Genomic DNA, 26,525 nt, shown 5'->3' on the forward strand with positions numbered 1-26,525 from the left:
TAGAAAATCATATAACTTCGTTCGGAAAGGATGTTTCTTATGAAGCGCTTGTTCTGTTTGGCTGCGATTGCGGCCGCTGTAGTGGGGCACTCTGTTTCGGCGCAGGCCGCTGGCCTGGAACTGGGGGTGGGGAGCACCAGCGATTCGACCATGACCTATCGGCTGGGGCTGACATCGGACTGGGACAAAAGCTGGTGGCAGAGCGATACCGGCCGGTTGACCGGCTACTGGAGCGGCGCCTACACCTATTGGGATGGGGACAAGCGGGCCAGCGCCAGCAGCCTGTCGTTCTCGCCGGTGTTTGTGTATGAATTTGCCGGGGAATCGGTGAAGCCTTACATCGAGGCCGGGATCGGGGTCGCAGTGTTTTCCCGCACCAAGCTGGAAGACAACAACATCGGCCAGGCCTTTCAGTTCGAAGACCGCCTGGGTTTCGGCCTGCGCTTCGCGGGTGGGCATGAGGTGGGCATTCGTGCCACGCATTATTCCAACGCGGGCATCAGCAGCAATAACGATGGGGTAGAGAGCTACTCGTTGCATTACACCTTGCCGTTGTAACTCTTCAGGACACTGAAAAAATATGTGGGAGGGGGCAAGCCCCCTCCCACAGTTGATTGCCACAATCTTCAGCATCAGCGATAGGCGGTAGCGATACCCTGTCGCTCTTCCAGGCACTCCGGCGCGCCCATCTCGAACTCCCGACAAATCAGTGGCCGTCGCTCGTAGATCGTGCACATCATGGTGTCCCGGTCCAGCGCCGCACACCAGCCGTCGTCCAGACGCAGCATCACTTCACCGCCCCACTCATCGGTATCGATATAGCGCTCCGGCACGCCGGTGTCGGTGATCAGCATGACTTCCAGCTGGCAACAGCAGGCCGCGCACGTCGAGCAGGTGACGGCGGGTTCGGCGATTTGGGTGTGGGGGATGTTGGTCATAGGCGTGCAGTGTAAGGCAAGCGGGTGACGCACGTGTGAAACGGCTGACGGACGTCAGCGCGCTAGCCGATGCAAACCCACAAACACCATCGCCCACAGCAGCGCCAGCGCAACCATCGTGGGCGCGAAGCCGAAACCAAACTGCACCCCTGCCAGTTGGCTACCGGCGTAATAAGACAGCGGGCCGCCCAGCGCACCCAGCACGGCGGCACGCCACCAGGGACGGGCACTCCAGGCCAGGCAATGACGCAACGTCGTCGCCAGCAATGCCCATAGCAGGATCAACCAGAAGGGAATCAACGTGCCCGGTTCCGTGAACTCAAACACCCCCAGCATGCGCAACGCGGTGTCCAATAGGGTGCCCAGAACCATCACGCTCAGGATCAACCTGCCGTCTTCAGCCCACGAACTTATCCACAGCAGGTGAACTGCCAGCACGGCAAGCCCCACCATTAACCACGGGCTGTCCCCACCCAGCACACAGGCAAACCAACCGCACTGAAACAGCACGGCATTGGCCAGCGTCTTAAGCATTGAAGCGCCCGAGCAGCGGCGGGTTGATCGCCGATGGCTTGGCCAGCAGCAATTGCGCGGTGCCAATGGTGCGCTCCATGAAGCCGCCTTCGCAGTAGCACAGGTAAAACTCCCACAGGCGCAGGAAGTATTCGTCGTAGCCCAGCTCGGCGAGGCGACCGTGGGCGCGACGAAAATTCTCATGCCACAGGCGTAGGGTTCGTGCGTAGTGCAGGCCGAAATCTTCCATGTGCAGCAGGTTCATGTCGGTGTTGCGGCTGACGATGTGCAGCATGTTCTGCACACAGGGCAGGGCGCCGCCGGGGAAGATATAGCGCTGGATAAAATCCACGCTGCGCTTGGCCTGTTCAAAGCGTTGCTCACGAATGGTGATGGCTTGCAGCAACATCAGCCCATCGTTCTTGAGCAGGTGCGCGCACTGTTTGAAGTAGGTCGGCAGGAAGCGATGGCCCACCGCCTCGATCATCTCGATGGACACCAGCTTGTCGTATTGGCCGGTGAGGTCGCGGTAGTCCTGCAGCAGCAGCGTGACCTGGCCTTGCAACCCCAGGGCTTCGATGCGCTGTTGGGTGTAGGCGAACTGTTCCTTGGAGAGTGTCGTGGTGGTGACCTGGCAGCCGTAATGCTGCGCCGCGTACAGCGCCATGCTGCCCCAGCCGGTGCCGATTTCCAGCAGGTGGTCGGTGGGCTTGAGGGCAAGCTTCTGGCAGATGCGCTCCAGCTTGTTCAACTGCGCCTGTTCGAGGGTGTCGTCGGGCGTCAGAAACTGCGCCGCTGAGTACATCATGGTTGGGTCGAGGAATTCTTCGAACAGGTCGTTGCCCAGGTCGTAGTGGGCGGCGATGTTCTTCTGCGAACCCTTGCGCGTGTTGCGGTTGAGCCAGTGCAGGCCCTGGGTGAACGGCCGCGCCAGGCGTGCCAGGCCGCCTTCCATTGCATCGAGCACGTCCAGGTTGCTGACCATCACGCGCACCACGGCGGTCAGGTCCGGGCTGGTCCAGTAACCGTGGATAAACGCTTCGCCGGCGCCGATGGACCCGCTGGCCGCCACGAGGCCCCACACGGCAGAGTCCAGGATCTGGATTTCCCCCAGCAAGTGCGCTTCCCGTGCGCCGAACACTTGCCGCTCGCCGTCCTCGATCACCACCAACTGGCCATGGCGCAGTTGGCTGAGTTGGCGCAATACCGCCTTGCGCAGCAGCGCGGCGGTCATGCCGTTGACGTTCAGGCGGTGAGTCTTGACCGATAAGCTAGGGGATTTCATGGCGGCGATCCTTGGTGTACCCGACTGCGGTGCGAGAGGCGCCATCGGCGGCCCGGTGGGAAAAAATCGGCGTGCGTTTGAGCAACAGGCGCAAAGCCTGCCAGTAAATGGCGAGGCAGGTCTTGGCGGTCATCCAGGGGAAACGCCACAGGTAGCGATGCAGGCTGGCGCGATCCAGCGTTTCTTTCTCCAGGCTCAACGTGGCGTCGAAGATTTTCTGCGTGCCCTGCCAATCGGCCATGTGCACGCCGAGCCTGGCGGCGGGAGGGCTGAAGCTCATGCGGTATTCCAGGTCGCGGGGTAGAAACGGCGACACATGGAAGGCCTTGGCCACGGCGAAATGCTGGTGCTCATCGGCGTCCAGGGCCTGGGCCGGCAGCACGTAGTGATAGCGTTCGCGCCATGGGGTGTTGGTCACTTCACACAGGATCGCGGCCAGACGTCCGTCGGCCTCGAAGCAGTAGAAGAAACTCACGGGGTTAAAAGCCAGGCCCCAACTACGGGCCTGGGTCAGTAGGCAGATAACGCCCTGGGGTGTATGCCCCAGTGCCTTGCCGACTTCCTGACGCACGGCATCGCTCAAGCTCATGCCGGTGCGCGTCCATTCACGCAGGTAATCCTGCTGGCGAAAACCGAAGGGGGCCAGGCGACTGCGCCCGGCCAGGGGCGAGAGCCCAAGCACTTGGTGTTCTTCGCTCAAATCCAGGTACAGCAGGCCGATGCGGTAGCGAAAGGCATGGGCTTTGGGCGCAAACCGCCGATGGGCGATCCAGCCGCTGTACAGGGCGCTGTTCACAGGGTTTCCCCAAAGGCTTCGGCCACGCGCAATGCGCTGACCACGCCGTCTTCGTGAAAGCCGTTGGCCCAGTACGCGCCGCAGTAAAACGTCTGGCGCACACCGGATATTTCCTCGCGACGCGCTTGTGCCGCCACCGCCGCCAGGCTGTATTGCGGGTGGGCGTAGGTGTAGCGGGCCAGCACCTTCAGTGGGTTGATCATTGGCGTCTGGTTGAGGCTGACGCAAAACGTGGTGGCGCTGTCGATGCCTTGCAGGATGTTCATGTCATAGGTCACCGCCGCCTGTGCCTGGCGATCGCCGGTCAGCCGGTAATTCCAGCTGGCCCAGGCGAGTTTGCGGTCGGGCAACAGGCGCGTGTCGGTGTGTAGCACCACGTCATTGTCGGCGTAGGGCATGGCGCCGAGGATCTCCTGTTCGGCCTGGCTCGGGTCGGCCAGCAACGCCAGGGCCTGGTCGCTGTGGCAGGCGAACACCACGCGATCAAACCCTTCACTGCCGGCCGGGCTGTGGATAACCACACCGTTGTCGGTGCGTGCCACTTTATGCACAGGGCAATTGAGGCGGATCTGTTCGCGAAAACTGCGGGTCAAGGGTTCGATATAGTTGCTTGAACCACCTTCGATCACACACCACTGCGGACGGTTGTTCACCGAGAGCAACCCGTGGTTCTTGAAAAAGCGCACAAAGAACTGCAACGGGAACCCCAGCATATCGGCCAGGGACATCGACCAGATCGCCGCGCCCATCGGCACGATGTAGTGCCGCACAAACCGCTCGCCGTAACCACCGGCGCTGAGATAGTCGCCCAGGGTCATCTCGGCGCTGATGCGCTGCTCCTGCAGGTCCAGCGGCGCCTGGCGATTGAACCGCAGGATATCGCGCAACATGCCCCAGAACCCCGGCGACAGGATGTTGCGACGCTGGGCAAACAGGCTGTTGAGGTTGTTGCCGTTGTACTCGAACCGGGTGTGCTCGTCGCACACCGAAAAGCTCATCTCGGTCGGTTTGAACGCCACCCCGATCTGCCCCAGCAGGCGGATGAAGTTGGGGTAGGTCCAGTCGTTGAACACGATGAAACCGGTGTCGACCGCGTAGCGTTTACCCTCGACGGTGACGTTGACCGTGTGGGTATGCCCGCCGACGCGGTCGCCCGCTTCGAACAGGGTGATGTCGTGACGGCGGCTGAGCAGATAGGCGCTGGTCAGCCCGGCGATGCCGCTGCCGATAATGGCGATCTTCACAGGTCGTCCTTTTTCGGCGGCGGGCTGCGCAACATGCGCTTGCCGATGATCAGTTGCGCACGGTTCGGCAGTTTCGACAGCGGCCACAACGTGGCGATGAACAGTGCGGGAAAGGCGATTTCCAACGGGCGCTTTTCCAGCTTGGCGAAAATATGCCGTGCGGCTTTATCCGCCGACCAACTGAGGGGCATGGGGAAGTCATTGCGTTCGGTCAGCGGCGTGTCGACAAAGCCCGGGCTGATCACGGTGACGTCGATATTTTCCGGCGACAGGCTGATGCGCAAGGATTCGAACAGATAGCGCAGGCCGGCCTTGGACGCGCCATAGGCCTCGGCGCGGGGCATCGGCAGGTAGGTCACGGCGCTGGCGACACCTACCAGGTGCGGCGTGTGCCCGGCGCGCAGCAGCGGCAGGGCGGCTTCGATGCAATAACTGCTGGCCAGCAGGTTGGTACGCACCACGTGCTCAATGATCGATGAGTCAAACTGCCGGGCGTCCACGTACTCACAGGTGCCGGCATTGAGGATGACCGTGTCCAGCGCGCCCCAGGCCACGCCAATGCGCTCACCGATCTCGCGCACGGTCTGGCTGTTGGTCAGGTCGCCGGCCACCACCAACACCTGGCCAGGGTAGCGTTGGGCGAGGGCTTCCAGCGGGCCTTTCGAACGTGAGCTCAAGGCGACGTGGGCGCCGCTGTTGAGCAACTCCACGGCCAGCGCGGCACCGATGCCACTGCTGGCGCCGGTCAGCCAATAACGGCGAGGCAATGTACGGCTCATCCCATTCTCCTTTTCAGCCAGCCCACGACGTTGCCCAGCACGGGCAAGTGTTCGTAGAGCATGGCGCCGGCATCGAAATAATCGCGGTGGCGGTACACCTTGTCGCGCCACATCACGTGCGAACAACCTTCCACCCGGATCACCTTGCCGTTGGCCAGGCGTGGGTGGCAGAAACTCATTTTCCAGCGCAGGTAACCCTCACCTTCGGCCACCTGATCGAAACCGTGGAAGTCGAAGCGTAGCTGGCTGACGTTGCTGTACAGCTCGGCGAAATAGCGGTGCATGGCGGGCAGGCCCTGCACCTCGTGCAGCGGGTCGGTAAAGCGGATGTCCTGGCTGTACAGGCTGTCGAGCAAGTGCAGGTTGTGCTTGTCCAGCGTGGAAAAGGCCTGGGCGAAGCGGCGCAGGAAGTCACTCATACTCGCCCCCTGCAGCTTGTCGCGAGGGCAGGCTGCGGAAGGCGGCCAGGGCGCGTTCACGGGACTTTTTCAGGTCGACAATCGAACGCGGGTAATCCGCCACGCCGAACAAGCCACCGGCGGCTTCGGGGTTGTGTACTTCTTTTTTATTCAGCGCGGCCAGTTCCGGCAGCCAGTGCTTGATGAACACGCCTTCGCTGTCGAATTTTTCCGACTGGCTCAAGGGGCTGAAAATCCGGAAGTATGGCGCCGAGTCGGTGCCGGTGGACGAACTCCACTGCCAGCCGCCGTTATTGGCCGCCAGGTCGCCGTCGATCAGGTGGCGCATGAAGAAACGCTCGCCCTCGCGCCAGTCGATCAGCAGGTTCTTGGTCAGGAACATCGCCACCACCATGCGCAGGCGGTTGTGCATCCAGCCGGTTTCGAGCAGTTGGCGCATGGCCGCGTCGATGATCGGCAGGCCGGTGCGCGCTTGCTGCCAGGCGGCCAGGTCCTTGGGCGCGTTGCGCCAGGCGACGGCTTCGGTCTCGGGGCGGAACGCCCGGTGGCGCGACACCCGTGGGTAACCCACCAGGATGTGCTTGTAGAACTCGCGCCAAAGCAGTTCGTTGATCCAGGTGATGGCGCCCATGTCGCCGCTTTCAAACTCGCCGCCGTTGGTTTGCAACGCGGCGTGCAGGCACTGGCGCGGCGATACCACGCCGGCGGCGAGGTACGCCGACAGCTGGCTGGTGCCGGGCTTGGCGGGGAAGTCGCGGTCGTCCTTGTAGTAGCTGATCTGTTGGTCGGCGAAGGCGTCGAGGCGGCGCCGGGCTTCGGCTTCACCAGCAGGCCAGAGCGCGCGCAGAGTCTCGCTGGGCGGCTCGAAACCGTCGACTGTCTTCGGGACTGGGTCGCTTTTGAGCGTGAGCGCAGCCTGGGCCTTGGGGGCCGCGACTATCCGCGGCAGTGCGCTGTGCAGGCGGCTGTAGCAGACCTTGCGGAATTGGCTGAATACCTGGAAGTAGGTGCCGGTCTTGGTCAGCACGCTGCCGGGTTGGAAAAACAGTTGGTCCAGGTAGCTGTGGAAGCTGATGCCCGCCGACTCCAATGCCTTGGACACGGCCGCATCGCGACGGCTTTCATGAATCCCGTATTCCTCGTTGACGTGCACCGACTCCACCGCCAGTTCACGGCATAGCGTGCCCAGCACGTCGGGCGCCTGGTCCCAGGTGGCGGCGGTACGGATCAGCAGGGGAATGTTCAGTTCGCCGAGGGTTTTGCCCAGGTCGTCCAGGTTGCGCAGCCAGAAATCCACCTTGCACGGTGCATCGTCATGGGCCAGCCATTGTTCGGGCGTGATCAGGTACACGGCGGCGATCGGGCCCCGCTCGCTCGCGGCGGTCAGGGCGGTGTTGTCGTGTAGGCGCAGGTCGGTGCGCAGCCAGATCAAATGCATTTAAACGAGTCCACGCTGGATCAGTAGCTGGTGGGCCGATAACAAGTCTTCGGCGACGAACAATTCAGGGGTGTCATGGGTTAATACGGCCAGCTCGGCCTGGTGGATGCATACCGTTGGTCCGACGACCAACTTTGGGCAACGGACGCCGCCCAAAAGTTTTGCCAGCGCCGACACATGCAGCGCTTTGCTCGAATACAGCAGCACGGCCCGCGGTTGCAGGTGCTCCACCGCCAGGGCCAGTTCGCCAGCGGGCAAAGGCCAGTCGAACACTTCCACCGGGCAATCGGCACTGCTGGCGAGCCAGGCGCTGAGCCACAGGTGTGGCTCCAGGGGCAGGTCGGACTGATTGACCAGCAACAACGGCGCGCCGTGCAACTGGCGATTGTTGTGGTAAATGCGTGCGCCGAATTTGCTGCGCAGCCATGAGAGGAAAAACACCCGCTCCATCTGCGCGCCGAACTGGCCTTGCCAACGCTGTTCCAACTCTCGCAGCAGCGGCAGCATCAATTGCTCGCACAACGTGCGTGGCGGGTACAGCGCCATGGCCTGGTTGAAGGCGTCATCGACCCGGCGTTCGCTCAATTCGCTGATGGCTTGCACCAGGTTCTGGCGCAGGCTGTGCCACTCGTTTTCCACCGCCTCAGGAAGGGACTGGGCCGAGTCGATCAGGCCTTTGACCTGGCTCACCGGCACGCCGCGATTGAGCCAGGTGAGGATGGTGTGGATGCGCTGCACATGCTCGGCACTGAACAGCCGATGGCCCTTGGGCGTGCGCTGGGGCACGATCAGGCCGTAACGGCGTTCCCAGGCGCGCAGGGTTACGGCGTTGACGCCGGTCTGGCGCGCCACTTCGCGAATCGGCAGCCAGCCATCTTCCAGGGCTTGGGCGATGTCGTCGCCGGGTTCGTCTAGCAGGGCAGCTTTCATGGTCTAGATCGCATTTCGCAGGCTGAGGTTTTCCGGGTGCGGTTGCAGGTAGGCCTGCTGCGCGATGTAGCGGTCCGGGTGTTGACGAAAGTGGTGTTTGAGCAGGGTCAGTGGCACCACCAGCGGCACGATACCGTGACGGTACTGGCCGATGACGGTCTGCATTTCCTGCTTGTCGTCGGCGCTGATGACCTGCTTGAGATAACCGCTGATGTGTTGCAGCACGTTGGTGTGGGTGCCACGAGTGGCGCACTTAGTGAGGCCGGTCATCAGGTCGCTGAAGTAGCCCGCCGCCAACTCATCGAGGTTGGCCTCCTTGGTCATGCTGCCCAGCAGGTGGCCAAGGCTTTTGTAGTGTGCCGGGCTGTGGGCCATCAACAAGTATTTGTAGCGCGAATGGAAGGCTAGCAGGCGGTGACGGGTCAGGCCTTCGGCCAGCAGTCGTTGCCAGCTGGCGTAGACGAATACACGGGTCAGGAAGTTTTCCCGCAGCACCGGGTCGTTCAGCCGACCGTCTTCTTCCACCGGCAGGTTGGGATGGCGCGCACAAAAGGCCTGGGCGTAGATGCCGCGCCCGCCGCCGTCCACCGGCGTGCCATTGTCACGATAGACCTTGACCCGCTCCAGGCCGCACGACGGCGATTTCTGCATGAAGATGTAGCCGCACAGGTCGGTATGTTCCGCAGCCATCTGCTGGCCGTAATCGTCCAGCGGCTGGGTGACATTCAACTCGCGGTTCACGGTGCCGACGGCTTGCGGGTGGGAGGGGTCTCCCACCAGACGGATCGGTTCGCGTGGAATGCCCAGGCCGATGGCGACTTCGGGGCACAGTGGCACGAAGTCGAAATAATCGGCGAGGGTCTGGCTGCACAACAGGGATTGTTTATGGCCGCCGTTGAAGCGCACGTTCTCGCCCAACAGGCAGGCGCTGATGGCGATCTTCGGTTTGGTGGTGCTGGACATACACGAACCCTCAGCGAGATTCCTGTACAAGATTTAAATCCTGTACAACTAAATCTCATCATAGGTTCGATGATGTACAAGTCAAATTATTTGTACAAGTTTTGCGAGTGCGCTATTTCCAGCCGATTTTCCAGGCGTTGATATCCTGCAGGGTTTGCCAGGGCAGGCGCTCGCTGCGGTGTGTCATCACGGCCTGCAGTTCAATGTCGAGCACCGTGCCTTCTTCATCACGAAAAAGCTCGGTGACCAGAAAGTGTTTTTCTTTGTTGCGAGGGTGGGCTGCTGTCCACTTCGACAGCAGCAATTTGGCGGGATTGATGCGGTTCATTGCAGGTGCTCGATCAAGCGTCGTGCGGCTTCCTGGCCGCTGAGCCAGGCACCTTCCACACGGCCCGACAGGCACCAGTCGCCACACACGTACAGGCCTAGGTCGGCATCGGCCAGCACACCGAATTCGTGGCTGCTGGATGGTCGAGCATAGAGCCAGCGGTGCGCCAGGCTGAATGACGGCGCGGGCATGGCGCTGTGCAGCAGTTCGGCGAAGGCGCCGTGCAGGTGCTCGATCACCGCCTCTTTGGGCAGGTCCAGGTGTGCCTTGCTCCAAGCGCTGGTGGCGTGCAGCACCCAGGTGTCGAGGGTGGTATCGCGCCCAGGTTTGCTGCGGTTGCGCGCTAGCCAGTCGAGGGGGCTGTCTTGCACGAAGCAGCCCTCCATCGGGGTATCCAGGGGTTTATCGAAGGCCAGGGCGATGGCCCAGGTGGGGTCCATTTTCACCCCGGCGGCGGCACTCGCCAGCTTGGGCGCTGCGGCCAGCAAGGCGGTGGCCTGGGGCGCAGGCGTGGCGATGATCACGTGGCTGAAGGGGCCATGGTTTTCGCCGTCCGCGTCCAGCAGGTTCCAGTGGTGTTTGCCCTGGAACACCTCGGTGATGCGGCAACCGAACTCCACCGGCAGGTCGTCGAGCAGGGCGCGGGTGATTGCGCTCATGCGCGGCGTGCCGACCCAGCGGATCTGTTCATCGGGGGAGGGAGTGAGCTGGCCGGACTTGAAGTTGTACAGCTGGGGCTTCCATTGCTCGGCCCAGCCGTGGCTTTGCCAGCGTTGCACTTCGTTGACGAAGCGCCGGTCGCGGGCGGTGAAGTATTGCGCGCCCATGTCCAGGGAGCCGGCATCGCTGCGCTTGCTGGACATGCGCCCGCCACTGCCGCGGCTTTTATCGAAGAGTTGTACAACGTGCCCCGCGTCTCGTAACGCTCGGGCGGCGGAGAGACCGGCGATGCCGGTGCCGATGATCGCGATGGGAACAGTCATGGGAGGCCTCGTTTTACCGTTGGGTACAGACTACGCCGACACCAATAGCTGTACAATATTGTTTTTTGGTATAAGTTTTGGCTTACCTGTTCTTACGGCGTGACCTATGGTTAAAGCAGAGGCTTAATCCAACGTGACGCCCGTTCAAATTGATCCCTGTTTATAAAATAGACCAGTGATGGACGGCGAACGTTACATGAGGGACATCCCATGCACATTTTGCTGACCGGCGGTACTGGCCTGATCGGCCGTCAACTCTGCCAGCACTTGCTTGCCCAGGGCCATCGCCTGACGGTGTGGAGTCGTCATCCGGACCAGGTCGCTAAACAGTGCGGCGAGCAGGTGTCGGGTGTTGCTGGCCTGCAAGAGGTTATCGGCCCCGTTGACGCGGTCATTAACCTGGCGGGCGCGCCCATTGCCGACCGCCCCTGGACCCACAAGCGCAAGGCGTTGCTGTGGAGCAGCCGCATCAGCCTCACCGAGACCCTGCTGGCATGGCTTGAGGGCTTGGAGCACAGGCCTGCAGTGTTGATTTCCGGTTCGGCGGTGGGCTGGTACGGTGATGGCGGCGAGCGCGAATTGACCGAAGCCAGCGGCCCGGTACAGGACGATTTCCCCAGCCAGTTGTGCATCGCCTGGGAAGAAACCGCCCAGCGCGCCGAAGCCCTGGGGATGCGTGTAGTGCTGGTACGTACCGGCCTGGTGCTGGCGGCGCAGGGCGGCTTTTTGTCGCGGCTGTTGCTGCCGTTCAAACTGGCGCTGGGCGGGCCTATCGGCAGTGGTCGGCAGTGGATGCCGTGGGTGCATATCAAGGATCAAATCGCCCTGATTGATTTTCTTCTGCACAAGCCTGACGCCAGCGGTCCCTATAATGCCTGCGCGCCACACCCGGTGCGCAATCGCGAGTTTGCGAAAACCCTGGGCCAGGTGCTGCACCGCCCGGCTTTCATGCCGATGCCGGCCTTTGCATTGAAGGTGGGCCTGGGCGAGTTGTCCGGCCTGTTGCTGGGCGGGCAGAAGGCGCTGCCCGAGCGCTTGCTGGCTGCCGGTTTCACTTTCCAGTTCACTGAGTTGCGTGCGGCTTTGGATGACTTGTCCAGCCGCCTCTAAAGATAGGATGTTGCATGACGGATCACGCGTTGTTATTGGTCAACCTGGGCTCGCCGGCGTCCACTTCGGTGGCGGATGTGCGCAGCTACCTCAATCAGTTCCTGATGGACCCTTATGTGATCGACCTGCCGTGGCCCGTGCGGCGCTTGCTGGTGTCGCTGATCCTGATCAAGCGCCCCGAGCAGTCGGCGCATGCCTACGCCTCTATCTGGTGGGACGAGGGCTCGCCGCTGGTGGTGCTCAGCCGCCGCCTGCAACAGCAGATGACCTCACAGTGGACTCAAGGCCCGGTGGAGTTGGCGATGCGCTACGGTGAGCCGTCCATTGAAACGGTGCTGACCCGCCTCGCCGCCCAGGGCATCCGTAAAGTCACCCTGGCGCCGCTGTACCCGCAATTTGCCGACAGCACCGTGACCACGGTGATCGAGGAAGCCAAGCGCGTGGTGCGCGACAAAAAGCTCGATGTGCAATTCTCGATCCTGCAACCGTTCTACGACCAGCCCGAATATCTCGACGCCCTGGTCGCCAGCGCGCGGCCCTACGTGGAGCAGCATTACGACCACCTGCTGCTGAGTTTCCACGGTTTGCCTGAGCGCCACCTGACCAAGCTCGACCCTACCGGCCAGCACTGCTTCAAGGATGCCGACTGCTGCAAGAATGCGTCTGCCGAGGTGCTCAAGACCTGCTATCGCGCGCAGTGCTTCAGCGTCGCTCGTGACTTTGCCGCGCGCATGGGGTTGCCCGAAGACAAGTGGTCGGTGGCCTTCCAATCGCGCCTGGGCCGCGCCAAGTGGATCGAACCCTACACCGAGGCTCGCCTTGAAGCATTGGCCCAACAAGGCGTGAAAAAGCTGCTGGTGATGTGCCCGGCGTTCGTCGCCGATTGCATCGAGACGCTGGAAGAAATCGGCGATCGCGGGCTGGAGCAGTTCCGCGAGGCCGGGGGCGAGGAGTTGGTGCTGGTGCCGTGCCTGAATGATGATCCGCAGTGGGCGAAGGCGCTTAATACCCTTTGCGAGCGCGCACCCACGGCGCTGTAACCAAACCAAGTGAAGATCAAAATGTGGGAGGGGACTTGCCCCTCCCACATTTTGGTTGTGTTACAGGTTGAGGGTCAGGCTGACCGTGAGGTTGCGCGGTTCGCCTGGGCTGATCCAGTAGTTGCTGTAGGACCGCTCGTAGTACTTCTCATCAAACAGGTTGTTGAGGTTCAAGCCCACGGTGACGTTGTCGGTGGCCTTGTAATGGGCCAGCAGATCAACCGTGTGGTAGGCCGGCAATTCGAAACTCGTGCCGGCCTCACCGGAGCGATCGCCCACATAGGTGAACGCCGCCCCCATGTCTGAACCGCGCAACGCGCCATCCTGGAACTCATACACCCCCAACAGGCTGCCGCTGCGCTTGGCCACGCCGAGTATCCGGCTGCCGGCAGGAATGACTTTGTCGCCCTTGGTCACTTCAGCATCAATGTAGGCAAACGCGCCAATCACCCGTACGGCGTCGGTCACTTGCCCGGACAGTTGCAGGTCGAGGCCCTGGCTGCGCGCCTTGCCTACGGCGCGGTTGAGATTGGTGGCCGGGTCCAGGCTCAGCACGTTTTCCTTTTCTATATGGAAGGCTGCGATCGTAGCGCTGAGGCGCTCGTCGAACAGCTCGCTCTTGATCCCCACTTCATAGCCCACGCCTTCCTCAGGCTTGAAGGACTTGTTGTCGGCGCCCAACCCGCTATTGGGCTTGAACGAAGTAGAGGCGTTGGCGAATACGCCGACTTGCGGCGTGAGCTGATAGAGCAGGCCGGCGCGCTGGGTAAAGGCGTTGTGGGTTTGCTCGGCTTTGGCGTGGTTGCGGGTGAAGTCGTCGATACGCTGCTCGAAATGCTCGAAGCGCGCTCCGACCATGCCGCGCAGGCGGTCGGTGAAGACGATCTGGTCTTGCAGGTTCAGCGCGTGGCTATTGGTCTGTTCGAAGAAGTCGGTGCCGGAGCGCAGGCCGTTGGGTTTGGCCTGGCCGTAGACCGGGTTGTAGATGTCGATGCTGTAGCGGCTACCGCCAATCGCCGTGACGCGCTCTTTCTTGCGATAGTCCTCGTATTCGGTGCCGATCAGCAGTTCGTGCTGCCAACTGCCGATGTCGAACAGGCCGCGCAGCTCGAGCTGGGTAATGCTGTCGTGCCAGCCCATAGAGCGTTCACGGTAGCGGCGGTCGATGCTGTGACCGTCGGCGTTCAGTGCACGGTTTTCCGAGGCGTCGCCCCACAGGCTGCCTTGTTTGTAGTGGCTCGCCAGACGCAGTTTCCAGGCATCGTTGAGGTGATGCTCAAGGGTGGCCTGGAGACGATTGTTGTGGTTGTCGATATCGCCGTCGTTGGGTTCGCCGAGGAAGGTGGAACGAGATACGCCGGGGGCGTCGACGATGCCACGGTCGAAGGTAGAGCTGTGGCGGACGAATTCACTCTCGACGAGCAGACTGGTGTCCGGGTCCAGTTGCCAACTGAACGAAGGCGCGACGAATACCCGCTTGCTCTGCACGTGATCGCGGAAGCTGTGGTTGTCTTCCACCGCCAGGTTGACCCGCGACAGCAGGTTGCCTTCGCCGTCCAGCGGAGTGTTCACGTCCACGGCGGTGCGATAGCGGTCCCAACTGCCGGCGCTGGTCTGCACGGTGGTGAAGGCTTCTGGCTGGGGCTTCTTGGTGACAATGTTCACGGTGCCGCCGGGATCGCCGCGTCCATACAGGCTGGCGGCAGGGCCCTTGAGTACTTCGATGCGCTCGATATTGGCCGCGTCCGGTGTACTCGGGTAGCCACGGTTGGCGCTGAAACCGTCCTGGTAGAACTCGGACGTGGTGAAGCCACGCACGCTGTATTCGTACAGAGTCAGGCCGCCGAAGTTGTTTTGCTTGGACACGCCGCCGGCAAATTCCAGGGCGCGTTCCACGTGGGTACTGCCCAGGTCCTTGAGCACTGTGGCGGGAATTACGCTGATGGATTGCGGGATGTCGCGAATGGCGGTGTCGGTTTTTGTCGCGCTGGCGGAGCGGGTGGCGCGGTAGCCTTTGACCGGGCCGGTGGCGGACTCATAGGCGTCGGTGGTGACGCTGATGGTGTCGAGTTCCAGGGTGTTTTCTTCGGCGAAGGCGGGGTCGAGCAGCAAACCCAAGGCCAGGCCAGCCATGGGGGCGATTCTTCGAGACGGCATGATAGAGCGTTCCAATAGCGATATTGAAATAATATAACATGCCTAATGAGAATGACTTGCTTTGAAATATCAGTTTACAGGTGCCCGGGAAGGGGCACCTGCAAGCGGCGACCTATTCCTCTTCTTTGACCGGCGCAGGCGGCGGACGCAGCCCGATTTCCGCCAGCAACTTGATCTCTTTGCCGTTGCGCATCACCTGGATCGCCACCTTCTCGGTCGGCTTGATCCGCGCCACCTGGTTCATCGACTTGCGGCCATCACCGGCCGGTTCGCCGTTGATGCTGAGGATGACATCCCCCAGTTGCAGGCCGGCTTTCTGCGCCGGGCCATCGCGGAAGATCCCGGCGACCACGATGCCAGGGCGTCCGGTCAAGCCAAATGACTCGGCCAGCTCCTTGGTCAGCGGCTGTACCTCGATCCCCAGCCAGCCGCGAATCACCTGGCCGTGCTCGATGATCGACTTCATCACCTCCATCGCCAGCTTCACCGGGATCGCAAACCCGATGCCCTGGGAGCCGCCGGACTTGGAGAAGATCGCCGTGTTGATGCCCGTCAGGTTGCCATTGGCGTCCACCAATGCACCGCCGGAGTTACCCGGGTTGATCGCCGCGTCGGTCTGGATGAAGTCTTCGTAGCTGTTAAGGCCCAGTTGGTTGCGCCCGGTGGCACTGATAATGCCCATGGTCACGGTCTGGCCCACGCCGAACGGGTTGCCGATGGCCAGCGCCACGTCACCCACACGCAAACCGTCGGAACGGCCGAGGGTGATGGAGGGCAGGCTCTTCAAATCGATCTTCAATACCGCAAGGTCGGTTTCCGGGTCGCTGCCCACCACACGGGCCAGGGTTTCGCGGCCGTCACGCAGGGCCACCACAATCTGGTCGGCGCCGGTGGTCACGTGGTTGTTGGTAAGGATGTAACCTTCGGGGCTCATGATCACCCCGGAGCCCAGGCTGGACTCCATGCGACGCTGTTTTGGCCCGTTGTCACCGAAGTAACGGCGGAACTGCGGGTCTTCAAACAGTGGATGGGCCGGTTTGTTGATCACCTTGGTGGTGTACAGGTTGACCACGGCAGGGGCGGCGATCACCACGGCATCGGCGTAGGTCACCGGGCCTTGCACCACCGAATTGCTTTGCGGCGCCTGTTGCAGGTTCACATCCAGGCTGGGCAGCCCCACCAGCTCGGGGTAACGCTGAATAATCAGCATCGCGATCAGCACGCCAGCCAGCAATGGCCATCCAAAAAAACGCAGCGCCTTGAGCATCAAGTAAGTCCTGACAGGTTGCAGGGGGCGGGAGAGCGCCCATAATGTCGCGCATTATACGAGGCTGTGACGCCTGCGAACCGGATATTTAGGAGTCTTTTATGGCCGTCCCCCTTACCACCCTCGTCGAGGAAGCGGACCGCTACCTCGGCAGCGCAAAAATTGCCGATTACTGCCCCAATGGCCTGCAGGTCGAGGGCCGGCCACAGGTGATGCGCATCGTCAGCGGCGTGACCGCCAGCCAGGCCCTGTTGGACGCGGCCGTCGAAGCCCAGGCGGATCTGGTCCTGGTGCACCACGGTTACTTCTGGAAAGGCGAAAACCCGTGCATCACCGGCATGAAGCAGCGCCGCCTGAAGACGCTGCTCAAGCACGACATCAGCCTGCTGGCCTACCACCTGCCGCTGGACCTGCATCCCGAGGTCGGCAACAACGTGCAGTTGGCCCGTCAACTCGACATCACCGTCGAAGGCCCGCTGGACCCGGGCAATCCCAAAATCGTCGGGCTGGTCGGCTCGCTCGCCGAACCGCTGTCACCTCGCGACTTTGCCCGCCGCGTGCAGGAAGTCATGGGCCGTGAGCCGTTGCTGATCGAAGGCAGCGAGATGATCCGCCGCGTCGGCTGGTGCACCGGCGGTGGTCAGGGCTACATCGACGACGCGATTGCGGCCGGTGTCGACCTGTTCCTCAGCGGCGAAGCCTCCGAGCAGACCTTCCACAGCGCCCGCGAAAACGACATCAGCTTCATCGCCGCCGGTCACCATGCCACTGAGCGCTACGGCGTGCAGGCGCTGGGCGATTACCTGGCGCGGCGCTTCGCGTTGGAGCATTTGTTCATCGATTGTCCCAACCCAATCTAACAAACACCACCGAACAAATGTGGGAGGGGGCTTGCCCCCGATGGCGGTGGATCAGCTACTCATGCAGTGACTGACACATCGCTATCGGGGGCAAGCCCCCTCCCACACTTGACCGCGATTAACCCCAAACTCCGTGGTATATCCATATACCGTTTCGGTCTAGTAGGCCGCCTGAATAGAAGCAGGTGCTGTGCTAGCATGCCCCGCTCGAACACGGCCCGCTGGCCGTCCATAAGATCGTTTTTCCGTGAGTAACCATGGTCGACAAACTGACGCATCTGAAACAGCTGGAGGCGGAAAGCATCCACATCATCCGCGAGGTCGCCGCCGAGTTCGACAACCCGGTGATGCTCTACTCGATCGGTAAAGATTCCGCCGTGATGCTGCACCTGGCACGCAAGGCCTTCTTCCCGGGCAAGCTGCCGTTCCCGGTGATGCACGTCGACACCCGCTGGAAATTCCAGGAGATGTACGCGTTCCGCGACAAGATGGTCGAAGAGCTGGGCCTGGACCTGATCACCCACATCAACCCGGACGGCGTGGCGCAGAACATCAACCCGTTCACCCACGGCAGTGCCAAGCACACCGACATCATGAAGACCGAAGGCCTCAAACAGGCCCTGGACAAGCATGGTTTCGACGCAGCCTTTGGCGGCGCCCGTCGCGATGAAGAGAAATCCCGTGCCAAAGAGCGCGTGTACTCGTTCCGCGACAGCAAGCACCGCTGGGACCCGAAAAACCAGCGCCCCGAGCTGTGGAATGTCTACAACGGCAACGTCAACAAGGGCGAGTCGATTCGCGTGTTCCCGCTGTCCAACTGGACCGAACTGGACATCTGGCAGTACATCTACCTGGAAGGCATCCCGATCGTACCGCTGTACTTCGCCGCCGAGCGTGAAGTGATCGAGAAGAACGGTACGTTGATCATGATCGACGACGACCGCATCCTCGAGCACCTGTCCGACGAAGACAAAGCCCGAATCGTCAAAAAGAAAGTACGTTTCCGTACCCTTGGCTGCTACCCGTTGACGGGCGCGGTGGAGTCCGAAGCCGAGACGCTGACGGACATCATTCAGGAAATGCTCCTGACGCGAACTTCCGAGCGCCAGGGCCGTGTCATCGACCACGATGGCGCAGGCTCGATGGAAGATAAAAAACGTCAAGGTTATTTCTAAGGGGCTGTCATGTCGCATCAATCTGATTTGATCAGCGAGGACATCCTCGCCTACCTGGGCCAGCACGAGCGCAAGGAAATGTTGCGCTTCCTGACCTGTGGCAACGTCGACGACGGCAAGAGCACCCTGATCGGGCGCCTGCTGCACGACTCCAAGATGATCTACGAAGATCACCTGGAAGCCATCACCCGCGATTCGAAGAAGTCCGGCACCACCGGTGACGACATCGACCTGGCCTTGCTGGTCGACGGCCTGCAGGCCGAGCGGGAGCAAGGCATCACCATCGATGTCGCCTATCGCTACTTCTCCACCGCCAAGCGCAAGTTCATTATCGCCGACACCCCCGGCCATGAGCAGTACACCCGCAACATGGCCACCGGTGCCTCCACCTGTGACCTGGCGATCATCCTGATCGACGCGCGCTACGGCGTGCAGACCCAGACCCGTCGCCACAGCTTCATCGCCTCGTTGCTGGGCATCAAACACATCGTGGTGGCCGTCAACAAGATGGACATCAATGGCTTTGACCAAAGCGTATTCGAGCAGATCAAGGCCGACTACCTGAAGTTCGCCGACGGTATCGCCTTCAAGCCGAGCACCCTGGCCTTCGTGCCGATGTCGGCGCTCAAGGGCGATAACGTGGTGAACAAGAGCGAGCGTTCGCCCTGGTACACCGGCCAGTCGCTGATGGAGATCCTCGAAACCGTCGAGATCGCCAACGACCGCAATTACACCGACCTGCGTTTCCCGGTGCAGTACGTCAACCGCCCGAACCTGAATTTCCGTGGTTTCGCCGGCACCCTGGCCAGCGGCATCGTGCACAAGGGCGACGAAGTCGTGGTGCTGCCGTCGGGCAAGAGCAGCCGCGTCAAATCCATCGTCACCTTCGAAGGTGAGCTGGAGCACGCCGGCCCTGGTCAAGCGGTGACGCTGACCATGGAAGACGAGATCGATATCTCCCGTGGCGACCTGCTAGTGCATGCCGACAACGTGCCGCAAGTGACCGACGCCTTCGACGCCATGCTGGTGTGGATGGCCGAAGAGCCGATGCTGCCGGGCAAGAAATACGACATCAAGCGCGCCACCAGCTACGTGCCGGGTTCCATCACCAGCATCGTGCACCGTGTGGACGTGAACACCCTGGCCGAAGGCCCGGCGAGCGCGCTGCAACTGAACGAGATCGGTCGGGTCAAGGTCAGCCTCGACGCCGCCATCGCGTTGGACGGTTACGACAGCAACCGCACCACCGGTGCGTTTATCGTCATCGACCGTTTGACCAATGGCACAGTAGCCGCAGGCATGATCATCGCCCCGCCGGTCGGTCACGGCAGTGCGGCGCAGCACGGCAAGTTGGCCCATGTGGCCACCGAAGAGCGTGCACTGCGCTTCGGCCAGCAACCGGCCACCGTGTTGTTCAGCGGCCTGTCCGGCGCTGGCAAGAGCACCCTGGCCTATGCGGTCGAGCGCAAGCTGTTCGACATGGGCCGTGCGGTATTTGTGCTGGATGGCCAGAACCTGCGCCATGACCTGAACAAGGGCTTGCCGCAGGACCGTGCCGGTCGCACCGAGAACTGGCGTCGTGCCGCGCATGTGGCGCGTCAGTTCAACGAAGCCGGCCTGCTGACCCTGGCCGCGTTCGTTGCGCCGGATGCCGAAGGCCGTGAACAGGCCAAGGCGTTGATTGGCGGCGATCGCCTGCTGACCGTCTATGTGCAGGCCTCGCCACTGGTGTGCGCCGAGCGTGATCCGCAAGGCTTATACGCGGCCGGTGGGGATAACATCCCGGGCGAATCCTTCCCGTACGACGTGCCGTTGAATGCCGACCTGGTGATCGACACCCAGGCCCTGTCACTGGAAGAAAGCGTCAAGCAAGTGCTGGAGTTGTTGCGTCAGCGCGGCGCGATCTAAAGCCTGTCGCAATCAAATGTTGGAGGGGGCTTGCCCCCGATAGCGGAGTGTCAGTCAGTACATCTGTTACTGACCCAACGCCATCGGGGGCAAGCCCCCTCCCACATTCTTGATCATTGTTTACCTGGGAATTCTCTATGCAGCTGCTCCAGTAGCTGATCCTTCTGTTCCCAGAGCTGGTTGATCCAGCCCTGGAACGCCAACCGATATTCCCCATCCTGCTCATAATTCTTGCCAATGAATTCGGCCGGGATCTGCACCTCTTCAAACTGCACCACCACGTCCCGCACATTCCCGCACAGCAAATCCCAATAACCTGGGCGCCCAGCCGGGTAGTGAATGGTCACGTTCACCAGTGACTTCAACTGCTCCCCCATGGCATCCAGCACAAACGCAATCCCGCCAGCCTTGGGCTTGAGCAGGTAACGGAAGGGGGACTTTTGCTGCGCATGCTTGCCTGGGGTAAACCGCGTGCCCTCGGCAAAGTTGAAAATACCCACCGGGTTGTCGCGAAACTTCGCGCAGGTCTTGCGAGTGGTTTCCAGGTCCTTGCCTTTCTTTTCCGGGTGTTTCTCCAGGTAGGCCTTGGTGTAGCGTTTCATGAACGGAAAGCCCAGCGCCCACCACGCCAGGCCAATCACCGGCACCCAGATCAGCTCCTGCTTGAGAAAGAACTTCAGTGGGCGAATCCGGCGGTTCAGCACGTATTGCAGCACCATGATGTCGACCCAGCTCTGGTGGTTGCTGGTGACCAGGTACGAGTGCTGGTAGTCCAGCCCTTCCAGCCCGGTGAGGTGCCAGCGGGTGCGTCGCACCAGGTTCATCCAGCCCTTGTTGTTGGTCACCCATGCCTCATGGGTGTGGTTCATCAGCCATTCGCTGAAACGCTTGGCAAACGGCAGGGCCTTGAACAACGCCACGATAAACAGGAACGAACACAACAGGATCGTGTTCAGCGCCAACAACAGCGATGCAATCACCCCGCGCACGGCGGCAGGTAGAAAATCCAGCATTTAGATATCCATAGGTCGGTTGGCGGCTTGGATCGCAGTGAGCGCGATGGTGTACACGATGTCGTCCACCTGGGCGCCGCGCGGCAGGTCGTTGACCGGTTTGCGCAGGCCCTGGAGCATCGGCCCCAGGCTCACGCAATCGGCACTGCGCTGCACGGCCTTGTGCGTGGTGTTGCCGGTGTTCAGGTCGGGGAACACAAACACTGTGGCCTTGCCGGCGACCTGGCTGTTGGGGGCCAATTGCCGGGCCACGTTTTCGTTGGCGGCGGCGTCGTATTGCAGTGGGCCGTCGATCAGCAGCGAGCTTTGCTGTTCGTGGGCGAGCAGGGTGGCTTCGCGGACTTTCTCCACTTCTTCGCCGCTGGCCGAATCGCCGCTGGAATAGCTGATCATCGCCACGCGCGGGGTGATGCCGAACGCGGCTGCCGAGTCGGCGCTTTGTAGGGCAATCTCTGCCAGTTCGGCGGCGCTCGGGTGCGGGTTCATCACGCAGTCGCCGTACACCAGCACCTGCTCGGGGAACAGCATGAAGAACACCGACGACACCAGGGTGCAGCCCGGCGCCGTTTTAATCAGCTGCAGGGCAGGGCGGATGGTGTTGGCGGTGGAGTGAATGACGCCGGACACCAGGCCGTCCACCTCATCGAGGGCGAGCATCATGGTGGCGATCACCACGGTGTCTTCCAGTTGCTGCTCAGCCATCGGCGCGTTGAGGCTTTTGCTCTTGCGCAGCGCCACCATCGGCTCGACGTAGCGCTGGCGGATCAGGTCCGGGTCGAGAATCTCCAGGCCTTCAGGCAGTTCGATACCCTGGGCGCGGGCGACTGCTTCCACATCCGCCGGCTTGGCCAGCAGCACGCAGCGCGCAATGCCCCGCGCCTGGCAGATCGCGGCGGCTTGCACGGTCAGCGGCTCGCTGCCTTCGGGCAACACGATGCGCTTGTTGGCGGCCTGGGCGCGCTGGATCAGTTGGTAGCGGAACACCGCCGGCGACAGACGCATTTCCCGTGGTGTGCCGCAACGTTGGTGCAGCCAGCGCGCATCGAGGTGGCTGGCGACGAAATCGGTGATGATTTCCGCACGCTCGCGGTCATCAATCGGGATTTCCTTGTTGAGGCTGTTGAGCTGGTTGGCGGTGTCGTAGGAACCGGTGCTCACCGACAGCACCGGCAGCCCGGCCTGGAACGCGCCACGGCACAACTCCATGATGCGCGGGTCGGGCAGGGTGTCGCTGGTCAGCAGCAGGCCGGCCAGCGGCACGCCGTTGATCGCGGCCAGGCTGACGGCGAGGATGATGTCGTCACGGTCGCCGGGCGTCACCACCAGCACGCCGGGCTTGAGCAGCTCCACGGTGTTGCGCATGGTGCGCGCGCAAATGATGATCTTGGTCATGCGCCGGGTTTCGTAGTCGCCGGCGTTGAGGATCTGCGCGCCCATCAGGTCGGCCACGTCGCGGGTACGCGGCGCGTTGAGTTCCGGTTGATAGGGAATGCAGCCGAGCAAGCGGAAATCACCGCTGCGCAACAGCGGCGAATGTTCCTTGAGGCGTGCCGAGAAGGCTTCCATGCTTTCGTCGGTGCGCACCTTGTTGAGGATCACGCCGAGCACTTTGGGGTCTTTCGGGCCGCCGAACAGTTGGGCCTGCAGCTCAACACGCCCGGAGAGTTCGGTGAGCACTTCGTTTTCTGGTGCGGACACCAGGATCACTTCCGCATCCAGGCTCTTGGCCAGGTGCAGGTTGACCCGCGCCGCATAGCTGGCGCTGCGGGTGGGCACCATGCCTTCGACGATCAATACGTCCTTGCCCACCGCGGCTTGCTGGTACAGCGTGATGATTTCTTCGAGCAACTCGTCGAGTTGGCCGTCGCCGAGCATGCGCTCTACGTGGGCCAGGCCCAGAGGCTGTGGCGGCTTGAGGCCGTGGGTGCGCGCCACCAGCTCGGTGGAGCGCTCGGGGCCGGTGTCGCCGGGGTGCGGCTGGGCAATCGGCTTGAAAAAGCCGACTTTCAGCCCGGCTCGCTCAAGGGTACGCACCAGCCCAAGGCTGATGGAGGTCAGACCCACACCAAAATCGGTGGGCGCGATAAAAAAAGTCTGCATGCGGATTCTCTGGAGGTGCATGGCTTGGGTGACGCTCTATGGCTGAGCGTCTACCGCGAATCAGGCGCCAAGGTTATCGTTAATCGCGCTCCTGCGCACACCAGCCGCAGGCAAAGGGCTGGCCTAATTTTTCAATACGTTGCGCGGGGTCCAGCACCCAGGCGCGTGACTGCCAGGGTGGCTGGTGGCGCAGGTGCTGGGTGTGGCCGCAGGACAGCTCGGCGACCCAGTGCTGGTCGTCGTCCTGGTGGAACCCGATGATGAAGGATGCCGTTGATCGGTCCCGTCTGTCCGGGTTCTGTTCGCTTTCGGGCAAATCCTTGTTTAGACTTGTCCGTTCTTCATTCTTATGCAAAAGGTCTCGCCCCATGACGATCGCCGCTAACAAGGCTGTCTCCATCGACTATACCCTGACCAACGACGCTGGTGAGGTCATCGACAGCTCAGCCGGCGGCGCGCCGCTGGTCTACCTGCAAGGCGCAGGTAACATCATCCCAGGCTTGGAAAAAGCCCTGGAAGGCAAGAATGTCGGTGATGAGCTGACCGTTGCCGTAGAACCTGAAGATGCCTACGGCGAGTACTCGGCCGAACTGGTCAGCACCCTGAGCCGCAGCATGTTCGAAGGCGTTGACGAGCTGGAAGTCGGCATGCAGTTCCACGCCTCCGCACCGGACGGCCAAATGCAGATCGTCACCATCCGTGACCTGGACGGCGACGACGTCACCGTCGACGGCAACCACCCGCTGGCTGGCCAGCGCCTGAACTTCCAAGTGAAGATCGTTGCCATCCGCGACGCTTCCCAGGAAGAAGTGGCCCACGGCCACGTTCACGGTGAAGGCGGTCACCACCATTGATTGTGGTTTGATCAATCGGTAGCAAAAACGCCCCGACTGGTTCGGGGCGTTTTTTTGTGCCTGAAAAAATGTGGGAGGGGGCTTGCCCCCGATTGCAGTATGTCAGTCAGTACATTCTTTACTGACCCACCGTCATCGGGGGCAAGCCCCCTCCCACAACAAAAATGCCCCGGACCTTTCGGTACGGGGCATTTCTTAACTGTTTCGCAACCTGGGCTGCGTAGCAGTTGTTACCACTTAGGCTGCAGCAGCAACGCTCAGAGCCTTGATGTGGCCATTCAGGCGGCTCTTATGGCGAGCGGCCTTGTTCTTGTGGATGATGCCTTTATCGGCCATACGGTCGATAACTGGCACAGCCAGAACGTAAGCAGCTTGGGCTTTTTCAGCGTCTTTGGTGTCGATGGCTTTAACTACATTCTTGATGTAGGTACGAACCATGGAACGCAGGCTGGCGTTGTGGCTGCGACGCTTCTCAGCCTGTTTTGCACGTTTTTTGGCGGAAGGTGTGTTGGCCACCGTCGAGCTCCTCGAAAGACTTTTTAGGAAATAGCAAACAAAATAGGCCGCGAATCATGCCGATGACTTGATGGGTTGTCAAGGGCGGCTGATGCGAACTGCTGAGTGGTCGATCTGAAGAGGCGGGTGATTTATTTCCGGCGCTTGACCTGTAAACTCGCGAGCTTTGGCTCTGTGCTGTTGCAGGCGCGCAGTATCGCATAAGTGGGCGCTTTGTACGCCTGCTCTTTATCTAAAGGCGCAAACTCTTTCAATGAATCTGCTCAAATCGTTGGCCGCCGTCAGCTCTATCACGATGATCTCCCGGGTTCTGGGGTTTGTGCGTGACACCCTGCTGGCGCGCATTTTTGGCGCCAGCATGGCCACGGATGCCTTCTTTATTGCGTTTAAATTGCCCAACCTGCTGCGGCGGATCTTCGCCGAAGGTGCGTTTTCCCAGGCATTCGTGCCGATCCTGGCCGAGTACAAGACCCAGCAGGGCGAGGAAGCTACCCGTACCTTTATTGCCTATGTGTCCGGCCTGCTGACCCTGGTGCTGATGCTGGTGACGATTCTGGGCATGCTCGCCGCCCCCTGGGTGATCTGGGCCACGGCCCCCGGTTTTGCCAATACCCCGGAAAAATTCGCGCTGACCACCGATCTGCTGCGAGTGACCTTTCCTTATATATTGCTGATCTCCCTGTCATCCCTGGCCGGGGCGATCCTCAATACCTGGAACCGCTTCTCGGTGCCAGCCTTCGTGCCGACCCTGCTGAACGTCAGCATGATCATCTTCGCGCTGTTTCTCACGCCGTACTTCGACCCGCCGGTGATGGCGCTCGGTTGGGCCGTACTGGCCGGTGGCCTGGCGCAACTGCTCTACCAACTGCCGCACCTGAAAAAGATCGGCATGCTCGTATTGCCACGCCTGAACCTCAAGGACACCGGCGTATGGCGCGTGATGCGCAATATGCTGCCGGCGATCCTCGGCGTGTCGGTCAGCCAGATTTCGCTGATCATCAACACGGCTTTCGCTTCGCTGCTGGTGTCGGGCTCGGTGTCGTGGATGTACTACGCCGACCGCCTGATGGAGCTGCCCTCCGGCGTGCTCGGCGTGGCCCTGGGCACGATTCTGCTGCCTACCCTGTCGCGCACCTACGCCAGCAAGGACCGCCAGGAATACTCGCGCATCCTCGATTGGGGCCTACGCCTGTGCTTCGTGCTGGTGTTGCCGTGCGCACTGGCCCTGGGGATCCTGGCTGAGCCGCTGACTGTGTCACTGTTTCAATACGGCCAATTCGATGCCCACGACGCACTGATGACGCAGCATGCCTTGGTCGCCTATTCCGTTGGCTTGCTCGGCATCATCGTGATCAAGGTGCTTGCGCCAGGCTTCTATGCTCAGCAAAACATCCGTACACCGGTAAAAATCGCAATTTTCACGCTGATCGTCACACAACTGCTCAACCTGGTGTTTATCGGCCCGCTGGCCCATGCCGGCCTGGCCTTGGCCATCAGTGCGGGCGCGTGCATCAACGCAGGGCTTTTGTTTTACCAGTTGCGTAAGCAGCAGATGTTCCAGCCGCAGGCCGGCTGGGGTCTGTTCACCCTCAAGCTGCTGGTGGCGGTCGGGGCGATGTCGGCCGTGTTGCTGGGGTTGATGCACTTCATGCCGGCGTGGGATGAAGGCCATATGCTGGAGCGCTTCATGCGTCTTGGCGTGTTGGTCGTCGCGGGTGTGGTGGTGTACTTCGGGATGTTGCTGCTGCAGGGCTTCCGCCTGCGGGATTTCAATCGCAAGTCCCTGGGTTAGAGAGTTTGCCGCGATAAAACGGTTGTTTTATCGATTCGACCCATTTGGCCCGTTCAGTTGCCTGTCGTCCGGGGCCGGGTGTGGTTATAATCGACCACTTTATGAGCAAGAAGCGCG

The 26,525-nt window shown here is 61.5% G+C and carries 26 protein-coding genes; 8 read left to right on the plus strand and 18 right to left on the minus strand.

Features of this window, described 5'->3' with window-relative positions; genetic code table 11:
• Positions 1 to 39 precede the first annotated feature (39 nt).
• On the plus strand, positions 40 to 558 hold the full coding sequence (locus tag M2497_RS04670; protein WP_058423103.1) for an acyloxyacyl hydrolase: 519 nt from the start codon (positions 40 to 42) through the stop codon (positions 556 to 558).
• Positions 559 to 632: 74 nt separating this feature from the next.
• On the opposite strand, the gene M2497_RS04675 is transcribed toward M2497_RS04670, so the two are convergent.
• From M2497_RS04675 to M2497_RS04730, 12 genes are all read right to left on the minus strand, one after another.
• Positions 633 to 938 (minus strand): YkgJ family cysteine cluster protein, encoded by a 306-nt coding sequence (locus tag M2497_RS04675; protein WP_105524328.1) that lies wholly within the window; start codon positions 936 to 938, stop codon positions 633 to 635.
• A 54-nt stretch (positions 939 to 992) separates the two neighbouring features.
• The gene (locus M2497_RS04680) at positions 993 to 1,472 is read right to left on the minus strand and encodes a DUF2878 domain-containing protein (protein WP_248486025.1); all 480 of its coding nucleotides are present in this window, start codon (positions 1,470 to 1,472) and stop codon (positions 993 to 995) included.
• Complete coding sequence (locus tag M2497_RS04685; protein ID WP_248486027.1) at positions 1,465 to 2,736, minus strand: cyclopropane-fatty-acyl-phospholipid synthase family protein; 1,272 nt, start codon at positions 2,734 to 2,736, stop codon at positions 1,465 to 1,467. The genes M2497_RS04680 and M2497_RS04685 overlap by 8 nt, the downstream gene beginning before the upstream one ends.
• Positions 2,723 to 3,532, minus strand: a complete 810-nt coding sequence (locus M2497_RS04690; protein ID WP_248486029.1) for a DUF1365 domain-containing protein — start codon at positions 3,530 to 3,532, stop codon at positions 2,723 to 2,725. Before M2497_RS04690 ends, M2497_RS04685 begins: the two co-directional genes overlap by 14 nt.
• The gene (locus tag M2497_RS04695; RefSeq protein ID WP_248486031.1) at positions 3,529 to 4,776 is read right to left on the minus strand and encodes an FAD-dependent oxidoreductase; all 1,248 of its coding nucleotides are present in this window, start codon (positions 4,774 to 4,776) and stop codon (positions 3,529 to 3,531) included. The genes M2497_RS04690 and M2497_RS04695 overlap by 4 nt, the downstream gene beginning before the upstream one ends.
• Positions 4,773 to 5,555, minus strand: a complete 783-nt coding sequence (locus M2497_RS04700) for an SDR family NAD(P)-dependent oxidoreductase (RefSeq protein ID WP_248486033.1) — start codon at positions 5,553 to 5,555, stop codon at positions 4,773 to 4,775. The genes M2497_RS04695 and M2497_RS04700 overlap by 4 nt, the downstream gene beginning before the upstream one ends.
• The gene (locus tag M2497_RS04705; RefSeq protein ID WP_248486035.1) at positions 5,552 to 5,974 is read right to left on the minus strand and encodes a nuclear transport factor 2 family protein; all 423 of its coding nucleotides are present in this window, start codon (positions 5,972 to 5,974) and stop codon (positions 5,552 to 5,554) included. The genes M2497_RS04700 and M2497_RS04705 overlap by 4 nt, the downstream gene beginning before the upstream one ends.
• Positions 5,967 to 7,412 carry a deoxyribodipyrimidine photo-lyase gene (gene phrB / locus M2497_RS04710; protein ID WP_248486037.1) on the minus strand — a complete coding sequence of 482 codons (1,446 nt, stop codon included), beginning with the start codon at positions 7,410 to 7,412 and terminating at the stop codon, positions 5,967 to 5,969. Before phrB ends, M2497_RS04705 begins: the two co-directional genes overlap by 8 nt.
• Positions 7,413 to 8,342 carry a MerR family transcriptional regulator gene (locus tag M2497_RS04715; protein WP_248486039.1) on the minus strand — a complete coding sequence of 310 codons (930 nt, stop codon included), beginning with the start codon at positions 8,340 to 8,342 and terminating at the stop codon, positions 7,413 to 7,415.
• 3 nt (positions 8,343 to 8,345) lie between these two features.
• Positions 8,346 to 9,305, minus strand: a complete 960-nt coding sequence (locus M2497_RS04720; RefSeq protein WP_248486041.1) for a DUF523 and DUF1722 domain-containing protein — start codon at positions 9,303 to 9,305, stop codon at positions 8,346 to 8,348.
• Between the two features lie 112 nt (positions 9,306 to 9,417).
• Positions 9,418 to 9,633 (minus strand): TIGR02450 family Trp-rich protein, encoded by a 216-nt coding sequence (locus M2497_RS04725; protein ID WP_248486043.1) that lies wholly within the window; start codon positions 9,631 to 9,633, stop codon positions 9,418 to 9,420.
• Positions 9,630 to 10,616, minus strand: a complete 987-nt coding sequence (locus M2497_RS04730) for an FAD-dependent oxidoreductase (protein ID WP_248486045.1) — start codon at positions 10,614 to 10,616, stop codon at positions 9,630 to 9,632. The genes M2497_RS04725 and M2497_RS04730 overlap by 4 nt, the downstream gene beginning before the upstream one ends.
• 210 nt (positions 10,617 to 10,826) lie before the next feature.
• On the opposite strand from M2497_RS04730, the gene M2497_RS04735 reads away from it, so the two are divergent.
• Together M2497_RS04735 and hemH are read left to right on the plus strand one after the other, a co-directional pair.
• Positions 10,827 to 11,726, plus strand: coding sequence for a TIGR01777 family oxidoreductase (locus tag M2497_RS04735; protein WP_248486047.1), 900 nt, complete (start codon positions 10,827 to 10,829; stop codon positions 11,724 to 11,726).
• Positions 11,727 to 11,740: 14 nt separating this feature from the next.
• On the plus strand, positions 11,741 to 12,766 hold the full coding sequence (hemH, locus tag M2497_RS04740; protein WP_248486049.1) for a ferrochelatase: 1,026 nt from the start codon (positions 11,741 to 11,743) through the stop codon (positions 12,764 to 12,766).
• A gap of 60 nt (positions 12,767 to 12,826) precedes the next feature.
• On the opposite strand, the gene M2497_RS04745 is transcribed toward hemH, so the two are convergent.
• Together M2497_RS04745 and algW are read right to left on the minus strand one after the other, a co-directional pair.
• Complete coding sequence (locus tag M2497_RS04745) at positions 12,827 to 14,923, minus strand: TonB-dependent siderophore receptor (RefSeq protein WP_282579044.1); 2,097 nt, start codon at positions 14,921 to 14,923, stop codon at positions 12,827 to 12,829.
• Positions 14,924 to 15,035: 112 nt separating this feature from the next.
• Positions 15,036 to 16,190 carry a Do family serine endopeptidase AlgW gene (gene algW, locus M2497_RS04750; protein WP_248486050.1) on the minus strand — a complete coding sequence of 385 codons (1,155 nt, stop codon included), beginning with the start codon at positions 16,188 to 16,190 and terminating at the stop codon, positions 15,036 to 15,038.
• A gap of 101 nt (positions 16,191 to 16,291) precedes the next feature.
• On the opposite strand from algW, the gene M2497_RS04755 reads away from it, so the two are divergent.
• From M2497_RS04755 to cysN, 3 genes are all read left to right on the plus strand, one after another.
• Positions 16,292 to 17,050 (plus strand): Nif3-like dinuclear metal center hexameric protein, encoded by a 759-nt coding sequence (locus M2497_RS04755; RefSeq protein WP_248486052.1) that lies wholly within the window; start codon positions 16,292 to 16,294, stop codon positions 17,048 to 17,050.
• Between the two features lie 257 nt (positions 17,051 to 17,307).
• The gene (cysD, locus tag M2497_RS04760) at positions 17,308 to 18,225 is read left to right on the plus strand and encodes a sulfate adenylyltransferase subunit CysD (RefSeq protein ID WP_161904890.1); all 918 of its coding nucleotides are present in this window, start codon (positions 17,308 to 17,310) and stop codon (positions 18,223 to 18,225) included.
• 9 nt (positions 18,226 to 18,234) lie between these two features.
• On the plus strand, positions 18,235 to 20,133 hold the full coding sequence (gene cysN, locus M2497_RS04765) for a sulfate adenylyltransferase subunit CysN (RefSeq protein ID WP_248486054.1): 1,899 nt from the start codon (positions 18,235 to 18,237) through the stop codon (positions 20,131 to 20,133).
• Between the two features lie 113 nt (positions 20,134 to 20,246).
• Here the strand turns inward: cysN and M2497_RS04770 are convergent, their stop codons facing one another.
• The 3 genes from M2497_RS04770 to M2497_RS04780 all read right to left on the minus strand — a co-directional run bounded on the left by M2497_RS04770 (position 20,247) and on the right by M2497_RS04780 (position 23,616).
• Positions 20,247 to 21,146, minus strand: a complete 900-nt coding sequence (locus M2497_RS04770; protein ID WP_248486056.1) for an acyltransferase — start codon at positions 21,144 to 21,146, stop codon at positions 20,247 to 20,249.
• Positions 21,147 to 23,246, minus strand: a complete 2,100-nt coding sequence (gene pta / locus M2497_RS04775; protein ID WP_025856577.1) for a phosphate acetyltransferase — start codon at positions 23,244 to 23,246, stop codon at positions 21,147 to 21,149.
• Between the two features lie 79 nt (positions 23,247 to 23,325).
• Positions 23,326 to 23,616: a DUF3565 domain-containing protein gene (locus M2497_RS04780; RefSeq protein ID WP_348984776.1), complete on the minus strand. Its 291-nt coding sequence runs from the start codon at positions 23,614 to 23,616 to the stop codon at positions 23,326 to 23,328.
• Between M2497_RS04780 and M2497_RS04785 the strand changes: the two genes are divergently transcribed.
• Positions 23,615 to 24,100 carry a peptidylprolyl isomerase gene (locus M2497_RS04785; RefSeq protein ID WP_003188398.1) on the plus strand — a complete coding sequence of 162 codons (486 nt, stop codon included), beginning with the start codon at positions 23,615 to 23,617 and terminating at the stop codon, positions 24,098 to 24,100. The genes M2497_RS04780 and M2497_RS04785 overlap by 2 nt on opposite strands.
• A gap of 237 nt (positions 24,101 to 24,337) precedes the next feature.
• Here M2497_RS04785 and rpsT read toward each other — a convergent pair whose 3' ends face one another.
• Positions 24,338 to 24,616 carry a 30S ribosomal protein S20 gene (gene rpsT / locus M2497_RS04790; RefSeq protein ID WP_016976313.1) on the minus strand — a complete coding sequence of 93 codons (279 nt, stop codon included), beginning with the start codon at positions 24,614 to 24,616 and terminating at the stop codon, positions 24,338 to 24,340.
• Between the two features lie 253 nt (positions 24,617 to 24,869).
• Between rpsT and murJ the strand changes: the two genes are divergently transcribed.
• A complete protein-coding gene (gene murJ / locus M2497_RS04795) occupies positions 24,870 to 26,408 on the plus strand; it encodes a murein biosynthesis integral membrane protein MurJ (RefSeq protein WP_248486060.1) in 1,539 nt (512 codons plus the stop codon).
• The last annotated feature ends 117 nt before the right edge of the window (positions 26,409 to 26,525 follow it).

It is taken from the genome of Pseudomonas sp. CYM-20-01, from assembly GCF_023169845.1.
In the GTDB taxonomy this organism is placed as follows: Bacteria; Pseudomonadota; Gammaproteobacteria; order Pseudomonadales; family Pseudomonadaceae; genus Aquipseudomonas; species Aquipseudomonas azotoformans.

Coding starts and splice junctions, on each gene's coding strand:
- M2497_RS04670 (WP_058423103.1), top strand. CDS start 40: ATGAAGCGCTTGTTCTGTTTGGCTGCGATTGCGGCCGCTGTAGTGGGG.
- M2497_RS04675 (WP_105524328.1), bottom strand. CDS start 938: ATGACCAACATCCCCCACACCCAAATCGCCGAACCCGCCGTCACCTGC.
- M2497_RS04680 (WP_248486025.1), bottom strand. CDS start 1,472: ATGCTTAAGACGCTGGCCAATGCCGTGCTGTTTCAGTGCGGTTGGTTT.
- M2497_RS04685 (WP_248486027.1), bottom strand. CDS start 2,736: ATGAAATCCCCTAGCTTATCGGTCAAGACTCACCGCCTGAACGTCAAC.
- M2497_RS04700 (WP_248486033.1), bottom strand. CDS start 5,555: ATGAGCCGTACATTGCCTCGCCGTTATTGGCTGACCGGCGCCAGCAGT.
- M2497_RS04705 (WP_248486035.1), bottom strand. CDS start 5,974: ATGAGTGACTTCCTGCGCCGCTTCGCCCAGGCCTTTTCCACGCTGGAC.
- phrB (WP_248486037.1), bottom strand. CDS start 7,412: ATGCATTTGATCTGGCTGCGCACCGACCTGCGCCTACACGACAACACC.
- M2497_RS04715 (WP_248486039.1), bottom strand. CDS start 8,342: ATGAAAGCTGCCCTGCTAGACGAACCCGGCGACGACATCGCCCAAGCC.
- M2497_RS04720 (WP_248486041.1), bottom strand. CDS start 9,305: ATGTCCAGCACCACCAAACCGAAGATCGCCATCAGCGCCTGCCTGTTG.
- M2497_RS04725 (WP_248486043.1), bottom strand. CDS start 9,633: ATGAACCGCATCAATCCCGCCAAATTGCTGCTGTCGAAGTGGACAGCA.
- M2497_RS04730 (WP_248486045.1), bottom strand. CDS start 10,616: ATGACTGTTCCCATCGCGATCATCGGCACCGGCATCGCCGGTCTCTCC.
- M2497_RS04735 (WP_248486047.1), top strand. CDS start 10,827: ATGCACATTTTGCTGACCGGCGGTACTGGCCTGATCGGCCGTCAACTC.
- hemH (WP_248486049.1), top strand. CDS start 11,741: ATGACGGATCACGCGTTGTTATTGGTCAACCTGGGCTCGCCGGCGTCC.
- M2497_RS04745 (WP_282579044.1), bottom strand. CDS start 14,923: ATGCCGTCTCGAAGAATCGCCCCCATGGCTGGCCTGGCCTTGGGTTTG.
- algW (WP_248486050.1), bottom strand. CDS start 16,190: ATGCTCAAGGCGCTGCGTTTTTTTGGATGGCCATTGCTGGCTGGCGTG.
- M2497_RS04755 (WP_248486052.1), top strand. CDS start 16,292: ATGGCCGTCCCCCTTACCACCCTCGTCGAGGAAGCGGACCGCTACCTC.
- cysD (WP_161904890.1), top strand. CDS start 17,308: ATGGTCGACAAACTGACGCATCTGAAACAGCTGGAGGCGGAAAGCATC.
- cysN (WP_248486054.1), top strand. CDS start 18,235: ATGTCGCATCAATCTGATTTGATCAGCGAGGACATCCTCGCCTACCTG.
- M2497_RS04770 (WP_248486056.1), bottom strand. CDS start 21,146: ATGCTGGATTTTCTACCTGCCGCCGTGCGCGGGGTGATTGCATCGCTG.
- pta (WP_025856577.1), bottom strand. CDS start 23,246: ATGCAGACTTTTTTTATCGCGCCCACCGATTTTGGTGTGGGTCTGACC.
- M2497_RS04785 (WP_003188398.1), top strand. CDS start 23,615: ATGACGATCGCCGCTAACAAGGCTGTCTCCATCGACTATACCCTGACC.
- M2497_RS04780 (WP_348984776.1), bottom strand. CDS start 23,616: ATGGGGCGAGACCTTTTGCATAAGAATGAAGAACGGACAAGTCTAAAC.
- murJ (WP_248486060.1), top strand. CDS start 24,870: ATGAATCTGCTCAAATCGTTGGCCGCCGTCAGCTCTATCACGATGATC.